Annotated in this window: 8 protein-coding genes; 2 read left to right on the top strand and 6 right to left on the bottom strand. The window is 42.1% G+C overall.

Going from position 1 to position 8478, the window contains the following annotated elements; all coding sequences use genetic code 11:
- The coding region (locus DPF90_RS17950) for a transposase domain-containing protein (protein ID WP_205395208.1) at positions 1–194 on the bottom strand (194 nt) is incomplete at its 3' end.
- Between the two features lie 135 nt (positions 195–329).
- Positions 330–947, bottom strand: a complete 618-nt coding sequence (locus DPF90_RS17945) for a c-type cytochrome (protein WP_114787692.1) — start codon at positions 945–947, stop codon at positions 330–332.
- A 148-nt stretch (positions 948–1095) separates the two neighbouring features.
- Between DPF90_RS17945 and yihA the strand changes: the two genes are divergently transcribed.
- The gene (gene yihA, locus DPF90_RS17940; RefSeq protein WP_114787691.1) at positions 1096–1764 is read left to right on the top strand and encodes a ribosome biogenesis GTP-binding protein YihA/YsxC; all 669 of its coding nucleotides are present in this window, start codon (positions 1096–1098) and stop codon (positions 1762–1764) included.
- A 329-nt stretch (positions 1765–2093) separates the two neighbouring features.
- Here yihA and spfP read toward each other — a convergent pair whose 3' ends face one another.
- The 4 genes from spfP to hemB all read right to left on the bottom strand — a co-directional run bounded on the left by spfP (position 2094) and on the right by hemB (position 7310).
- On the bottom strand, positions 2094–2141 hold the full coding sequence (spfP, locus tag DPF90_RS20655) for a small protein SpfP (RefSeq protein WP_439144645.1): 48 nt from the start codon (positions 2139–2141) through the stop codon (positions 2094–2096).
- Positions 2142–2332: 191 nt separating this feature from the next.
- Positions 2333–5125, bottom strand: a complete 2793-nt coding sequence (gene polA / locus DPF90_RS17935; protein WP_114787690.1) for a DNA polymerase I — start codon at positions 5123–5125, stop codon at positions 2333–2335.
- A gap of 629 nt (positions 5126–5754) precedes the next feature.
- Entirely contained in the window at positions 5755–6198 is a 444-nt protein-coding gene (locus tag DPF90_RS17925) for a GNAT family N-acetyltransferase (RefSeq protein WP_114787689.1), read from the bottom strand.
- A gap of 68 nt (positions 6199–6266) precedes the next feature.
- Positions 6267–7310, bottom strand: a complete 1044-nt coding sequence (hemB, locus tag DPF90_RS17920; RefSeq protein WP_114787688.1) for a porphobilinogen synthase — start codon at positions 7308–7310, stop codon at positions 6267–6269.
- A 148-nt stretch (positions 7311–7458) separates the two neighbouring features.
- On the opposite strand from hemB, the gene DPF90_RS17915 reads away from it, so the two are divergent.
- Positions 7459–8220, top strand: coding sequence for a TatD family hydrolase (locus tag DPF90_RS17915; RefSeq protein ID WP_114787687.1), 762 nt, complete (start codon positions 7459–7461; stop codon positions 8218–8220).
- The last annotated feature ends 258 nt before the right edge of the window (positions 8221–8478 follow it).

Raw genomic sequence — 8478 nt, 5'->3', positions numbered from 1 at the left:
TTTCTCTGCAATCCCATCCAAATGACGAGCCATACGGCTTGTTGGGCTGGTAGCCGACGCCTTCTGATACTCGCTTTAGATGTTTCATAGAGAGCTTGCTCTATCCATTCAAGTTGAATGGCATTAATTACAGACTCATAATTTTTGCCATCTTCAATAGTATCATGAGCTAGAACTAACTCTTCAGCCAACATAGAAAAATCCCCACTAACAAAGTTAGTGGGGATTATCATACGATCCCAGGATCGTTCAAGTCTCTAAACCGATCGGCATTAAGACAAGTGTCTGGGCTTTTCAAAACCATAATTGCTCGAGCAAATAAATCAGTGTTAGTGCAGGCCACCAACATATTTCGACAAAGTGTCTATGTCTTCATCGGTCAGTTTCTTAGCGATGTCACGCATCATGCCATTCATATCATTAGCACGATTACCGTCACGGAACTTTTCTAACTGAGCTTTGATGTAGTCAGCATGCTGACCAGAAATTTTAGGGAAACCTGAAAGCTCAGTACCATTCCCACGAGGGCCGTGACAAGCGATACAGGCGGTAAGACCGCGTTCAGCATCACCTGCTGTGTATAAGGCTTTGCCCTTTTGCACAACGTTTTCCGGAGTGGTATTATTTGAAATCGGTAATGACGAGTAGTAGGCCGCAAGGTCTTTCATGTCCTGCTCAGATAGAGGCATGGCCATTCCACTCATGACAGGGTCATAGCGTCCTTGCTTACCGTTGCTGGTCATACCTAGCTTAAACTCTCTAAGCTGCTTCTCGATATATTTAGCATGTTGACCTGCAATCTTAGGATACATTGCGAGTTGACTGTTGCCGTCAGCACCATGACAAGCAACACAAGTTTGAGATTTTCCTTTTCCAGCTTCGATACTGCCTTGAGCCCATACAGAGCAGCTGGCTAAAAGACTCAAGATTAGCGCTAATTTATTCATGACATTCCATTATAATTATCAAGCTTCCAGTACCACTCTGCGTTGCCACTCATGGTACAATAGGCGACCTTATGCCGAGCACGGTTATTTTACACACTTTCATATAAAAGTAATCAATCGACGACACAAAGTCGAGATGGAGTTAACAGTGAACGTAAAAATTCATTATCAAAACACCCATTTCATCACCAGCGCACCTGATATTCGTCATCTGCCTGAGGATGAAGGTATCGAAGTTGCGTTCGCAGGACGCTCCAATGCAGGTAAATCGAGTTCATTAAATCGATTAACCAACCAGAAAAGTTTAGCAAAAACCAGTAAAACACCAGGCCGAACGCAATTAATCAACCTTTTTAAAGTGACAGATGGTTGCCATATTGTTGATCTTCCGGGTTATGGTTTTGCTCAAGTCCCGCTTGAAATGAAGAAAAAATGGCAAAAATCTTTAGGAGAATACCTACAAAAACGTCAATGTTTAAAGGGGCTTGTGGTATTGATGGATATTCGCCACCCGATGAAAGACCTCGACCAACAGTTGATCTATTGGGCAGTAGATAGTGGCATTCCTGTGCAAGTGCTTTTGACCAAAGCAGACAAGCTAAAAAGTGGCGCGCGCAAAGCTCAGGTTTTGAAAATAAAAAATGATGCGGTAGGGTTTGGAGGAGATGTGAGCGTGGCTGCCTTTTCTTCACTAAAAGGCATAGGTGTGGATACATTACGCAATAAACTTGATCAATGGTTTGCACCAGCTTTGGCAGAGCAACTAGAGATAGACCAAGATGAGCAAGAAGACTCCACCCCCCACCAAGATAGCTAACCAGAAAAATAGATCTGAATTTATTTAGGTCTAACCTCAGCGACCTTGCTCTATGGTAGGGTCGCGAAATCCCCCATCTTTCCCTATCGGTTCAATGGTCTTAGCAAGGTCCAAACGTTAGTAACTCGTTGGCTTAGTATTGAAGACGATCAGTACCTATCTATACCTCTTAGAAAGATATAAAATGAAGCTTTATTACAAATTTAGTTTGGGTTACTAAATAAATGACACCCATAAGCACTGTAGATAACTGGATAGCATGTAGGGCAAAGATTTTATTTAGGCACAATAAAAAACGCCCCAGCCAAACACTGGCTGGGGCGGCTGAATCAGCCTAATCCAATAACGTGAAACAAAAGGTCTAAAAGATAGAACATCTTACCTCTGTACCCTACGCCTCGTAATGTACAACAATTGGTCATAAATTAAAACCATTTTTGTAAGTTATTTTCAGTATTTTTTTATTTAGCTACATAGCCAAAAAATTAAAATGAAAAACTTCAAATAATAAAAAAGCCAGCATTAATTACTGGCTTTTATTATTTATATGATATTAATGGTATTTTTATCAGTGGGCTTGATCCCAATTGTCACCATTGCCTGCTTCCGCCACCAAGGGAACATTCAGACTTGCTGCAGATTCCATCAGCTCTTGTACTTTACTTTCAATTTCAGTCAAAACTGATTCTTTAACTTCAAAAACCAATTCATCATGAACTTGCATGAGCAACTTAACTCGGCCCTCTCCATGCTCCTCAATCCACTCATCAACCAATAACATGGCCTTTTTAATTATATCGGCCGCAGTGCCTTGCATAGGTGCATTGATCGCTGCTCGCTCTGCTGCTTTACGGCGAATACCGTTGCGCGACTTTATTTCGGGTAAATACAGCCTGCGACCAAGAAGTGTCTCAACATAACCTTTCTCTGCCGCCTTACTACGCGTGTCTTCCATATACTGCATTACCCCTGGGTAGCGCTCAAAATAGGTATCCATATATTGCTGGGCTTCGTTACGCGCAATGCCAAGTTGCTTTGCCAGTCCAAAAGCACTCATGCCATAAATCAGACCAAAGTTCACTGCCTTCGCGCGCCGGCGTTGCTCTGCAGAAACCTGCTCAATATCAACACCTATGATTTCTGCGGCTGTCGCTGAGTGGATATCCTTACCCTGCTTGAAAGCATCCAATAAAGCTTTATCACCTGACAAGTGCGCCATAATGCGCAGCTCAATCTGAGAATAGTCGACAGCCATTATCTTATACCCTGGCGATGCGATAAATGCCTGACGGATACGGCGCCCTTGCTCATTGCGTATAGGAATGTTTTGTAAGTTCGGGTCTGTCGACGATAATCGACCTGTAGCAGTGACGGCTTGATGGTAGGAAGTATGAACACGGCCTGTCTGTAAACTAATCATCTTAGGCAGTTTATCCGTGTAAGTCGATTTGAGCTTGGCCAAACCTCGATATTCTAAAATCAACTTAGGCAATGGGTAGTCGAGTGCCAGTTCCTGCAAGACTTCTTCGTTGGTAGACGGCGTACCAGAAGGGGTCTTCTTGATAACGGGTAAGCCCATTTTTTCAAATAAGATAGCTTGCAACTGCTTTGGCGAGTTCATATTGAACTCTTGCTCGGCGACTTCAAACGCCTCTTGCTCCAATTGATCAAGGCGCACTGTGATTTCTTTAGATTGCTCTGCGAGTTTGACGGAGTCAATCAATACACCTGTTCTTTCCATCCGGGACAACACAGGGACAAGAGGTACTTCAATCTCCTCATAAATCCCCCTAAGCTTGTCATCTTGATTAATGCTTTCAGCCAAGCGGTTATGCAAGCGGAGTGTTACATCCGCATCCTCAGCTGCGTATGGAGACGCTTGCTCTAATTCAATCTGATTAAAAGTAAGCTGTTTCTTTCCCTTACCCGCAATCTGCTCAAAAGAAATGCAATTGTGCTGTAGAAAGCGTAACGCCAAACTATCCATATCATGTTTGCCGCCGACACTGTTGTACACGTAAGAAGCAAGCATAGTGTCATGCTTGATCCCTTTCATTTCAATGTTATAGCGCGCTAGTACACTGGCATCATATTTAAGGTTTTGACCAACCTTAGATTGAGAGTCCTCCTCTAAAATTGGTTTAAGTTTATCAAGCACCCAATTGCGATCCAGTTGCTCTGGGGCATCAAGATAGTCATGGGCCAGAGGAACATAAGCTGCAAGCCCCTCTTCAATCGCAAATGAGACACCAACTAGATTGGCAGCCATGTAATCTAGGCTGTCTGTCTCTGTGTCAAAGGCAAAAACATCGGAGGCTTCAAGTTTGGCAAGCCAAGTATAAAAAGTATCTTGATCCAGTATGGTTTGATAGCCACTGCGATCAATCGTAACTGCTGAGTTCTCCACATCACTCGCAGCACGAACATTTCCAGCCGAAGAAGAACCCGATTTTTCATCTGCTACGACAGCGCCATTGCCACCGTCCATGATTTCATTTAACCAAGATTTAAACACCAACTGGCCATATAGCTTGGTCAGTTCATCTGTATTTGGCTGGGATTTAAGTAGAGCATCGTATGAGTTTTCAAGCTCTACATCTAATTTTATCGTCGCTAGTTCATAAGATAAAAACGCATTGTCTTTGTTATCAACCAACTTCTTGGCCATGGTTTTAGAACCTCGAAAACCAAGACCAGCGATCTGCTCAAGATTATCATAGAGCTTAGTCAACCCTCCAATGCCTTGCAGCAGCGCAGTCGCAGTTTTATCACCGACACCTGGGACTCCAGGAATATTGTCCACCTTATCACCCATGAGTGCCAAATAATCAATAATTAACTCTGGTGGGATACCAAACTTTTCAATGACCCCTTCACGATCCAACACAACATTAGTCATGGTGTTGATTAACGTGACATTCTCATCAACTAGCTGAGCCATATCTTTGTCACCAGTACTAATCAAAACTGGCATTCCTGCTTGAGAAGCTTTTGAAGCAAGCGTACCAATCACATCATCAGCCTCGACGCCTGGTACACAGATTAAAGGCAAGCCCATAGCCCTAATAACGTCATAAAGAGGTTCGATTTGGCACCTTAGATCGTCAGGCATAGGTGGACGGTTGGCCTTATACTCAGGATACATGTCATCACGGAAGGTCTTTCCTTTGGCATCAAATACTACGGCAATGCGTTCTGAAGCAAACTGGCGCATCATACTGCGCAGCATATTCACTACACCATAGACAGCATTGGTAGGTATCACGCCATTAGTCATAGTGTCTGGGTAGGCATGAAATGCGCGATAAAGGTAGGAAGAGCCGTCAATTAAGATCAGCGGGTTATCAGGAATACGAGCCATAGTTTAAGCATCCAAGAAAAAAATACCTGCTAAGAATGCCATGACTGCCTCAGTGGATCCATGTTAACTGATCACATATCCCTTGGATCTGTTAACAAACTCGCGCGTTGCAACAAGCCATCTGTGGATAAGTCTGTTTATAGTATTTATACATTTCAACATCAAACAGTAACAAAAATGACATTAATGATTATATTTAACTGATCTAAAAAGAAAAAATACAAGATCTACATATTAAGTCTCGATCGAAAAAAGATCCTGAGTTGTGGAAAAGACTATCGGTATCCTTTCACTCAGATCAATAGGAGATTTACCATAGTGATATTTTTCGCAAACCGATAATTATCAAACGCCAAACATAAAAAAAGCGACATCGAGTGGATGTCGCCTAGCAAAAATTAGTTAAAGCATACCTAGTTGAACAATACGCTTTATCATAAAGCTATAAATTACACTGGAAGCAATGTGAGCAATGTCGTGTCAAATTGAATGAGCGCAGGTTCGATAGAATTCATATCCTTAAAAGGCTAGATTTCGCTGAACCTCTCTTATTCCCTAAGACGAGATAAATAATAATTATTCTCATTTAAAACGTCAAGGGCTAAATGAGAAAAAATCTCATTTATTTTTTAACACGCTAATATTTGCTTAATAAAATGGATCCTAGATTCAGTTAAAGGTGAATTTTTTTCAAAATTTTCAACTAGATAACCATTTTTTATCAATAGGTTCAGCATCTTGGGAAATTGATTACGAGATTTAACCCTGAGCTGTGAGTACTTGTTCTTTCGCACCCAAACCTCTTGGTGTTCCAGAAGTTTTTGCGCAACACCTTTTTTTCGGGCGGATGGAATTACTCCTCCTAACCAACTATAAAAAGTATCTCTATCCAATTCATAGCCAATCTTAAAGCCAAGTAATTGATGGTTTTCTTCCGCAACTTGAATGAGATACTTCTTATCCCTCAAACGAAAGGCTAAACTCTCACTCGATTCCTTGTGCTCAAATTCATCAATACTCTGTATCACCTCAACACATTCCTCGAGTGTTCCGATGCGATATTCAATTCCCATTTATGCCTCCAAAAAAACAAAAGCTGGCTAACAAACGTCAGCCAGCTTTGTAGGGACCATTATTTCTATTAAGATGATTGTAAAAACTTCGCCGATTCAGCATTGTCTCTTGCCAGCCATTCAGCGACATCTTTGGCAAAGTAAGTCAGGATTCCATCAGCACCCGCTCGTTTAAAACAAAGCAGTGACTCCATGACCGTTTCACGTTCTTTTAGCCAACCATTTAAAAACGCTGCCTTGTGCATGGCATATTCACCTGACACCTGATAGGCAAATGTCGGAATACCAAGCTCAGATTTTACACGCCGTACAACATCAAGATAAGGCATTCCTGGTTTAACCATTACCATATCAGCGCCTTCATTGATATCCATGGCCACTTCATGGACAGCTTCATCGCTATTTGCCGGATCCATTTGGTAGTTATTTTTATTGCCACCTTTAAGATTACTCGCTGAGCCAACCGCATCACGAAATGGTCCGTAGTAATGGGACGCATACTTAGCTGAATAAGCCATGATTTGGGTATTGATATGTCCGGCTTCTTCCAAAGCTTCACGAATGGCTCCAATACGGCCATCCATCATATCTGATGGGGCAATAACATCAGCACCTGCTTGAGCATGAGACAAAGCTTGTTTGACTAAGACTTCTGTTGTCTCATCATTTTGAACATAACCTTCTTCGTCAATAATGCCATCTTGACCATGGGTCGTGAAAGGGTCCAAAGCAACATCCGTAATCACACCTATTTCTGGTACGTGTTCTTTCAAAGAACGAACCGCTCTCTGTATCAATCCCTCTGGGTTATAGGCTTCCGCAGCACATAAGCTTTTGGCATCTTGATTCACCACAGGGAACAGAGCGATTGCTGGAACACCCAATAGCGCGAGGTATTGAGCCTCTTCCAGCATTAGATCAATAGATAATCGCTCTACTCCAGGCATTGACTCCACGGTCTCGCGACGATCTTTACCCATCAAGATAAACATTGGGTAAATCAGATCACTAACTGTAATCTGACTCTCTGCCATAAGGCGGCGACTAAAGTCATGTTTACGCATACGACGCATACGACGACCAGGAAACTGGCCTTGAATGGAAACGGACACTCTATTCTCCTTATGTGGTGAAAGTGCTTGATTTGCATAATATCACTCTTGAGAGCCGACGCTAGCAGCAAGTGATAAAAATACAAAAAATGACCAAATGCTCACACTGCCGTATACTCTTTGCCATCAAGCTTTATAGAGATTACCTATGATCGATACTCACGCGCACATCTATGCCAGCGAATTTGACGACGACCGCGATCAGGTTGTGGAAAGAGCGCTTGCTCAGGGGATAGAGAAAATCTTGCTACCCAATATAGATCTTGAATCTATCCAGCCAATGCTGCAAACAGAAGCAAACTATCCAGATATATGTCGGTCCATGATGGGACTCCATCCTTGCTATGTAGATGGAGACTATGAACACACGTTAAAAATAATCCATAACTGGTTTGAAAAACATTCCTTTATTGCCGTTGGAGAAATAGGTATCGATCTCTACTGGGACAAAACCTATAAAAGTGAGCAAGAAAAAGCATTTGTGACCCAATTGAATTGGGCCAAAGAGATGAAGCTTCCTGCAGTAATCCACACCCGAGACTCCATCAAAGAAACGCTAGAGCTACTCGAGCAAGTTCAAGATGGCTCACTTTCCGGGGTCTTCCATTGCTTTGGCGGTGATGTAGAACAGGCGAAGGCGATCAATGGACTCGGCTTTCACCTCGGACTCGGCGGAGTAAGTACATTCAAAAACGGCGGTATGGACAAAGTCATCCCCGAGCTCGATCTGAGCTATGTTCTGCTTGAAACCGATTGCCCATACTTAGCCCCTGTACCCCATAGAGGCAAACGAAATGAACCAGCCTACATTTCATTAGTAGCAAAAAAAGTCGCCGATTTACGAGATGTTACATATGAAGAAGTTACAGCCTTAACAACCAAAAATTCTAAGTCATTGTTTTTAATGTAATAAAACCCAACTTCACTCTAATGTAAAAAATAACGCCATAATACGAGAAAAGTTTTCATACTTTAATTTGATCACTACTGATTTACTATTGATAAAAATACTAATTATAAGTTATCACAATATGCATTATCACAGTGGTTGCTTGCGCCGAAAGCATCGAACATTTTGGCAAAAAGTGCTTGGCGTAAAGGAGGTTTATATATGCTCCCATTGCAGGGACCTTGTTAAAATAAGGTAGGCTTAATGTCCTAAATATAT

This window comes from Vibrio tetraodonis (genome assembly GCF_003350295.1).
Taxonomy (GTDB): Bacteria; Pseudomonadota; Gammaproteobacteria; order Enterobacterales; family Vibrionaceae; genus Vibrio; species Vibrio tetraodonis.
This window is presented reverse-complemented; position numbering and strand designations above follow the sequence as displayed.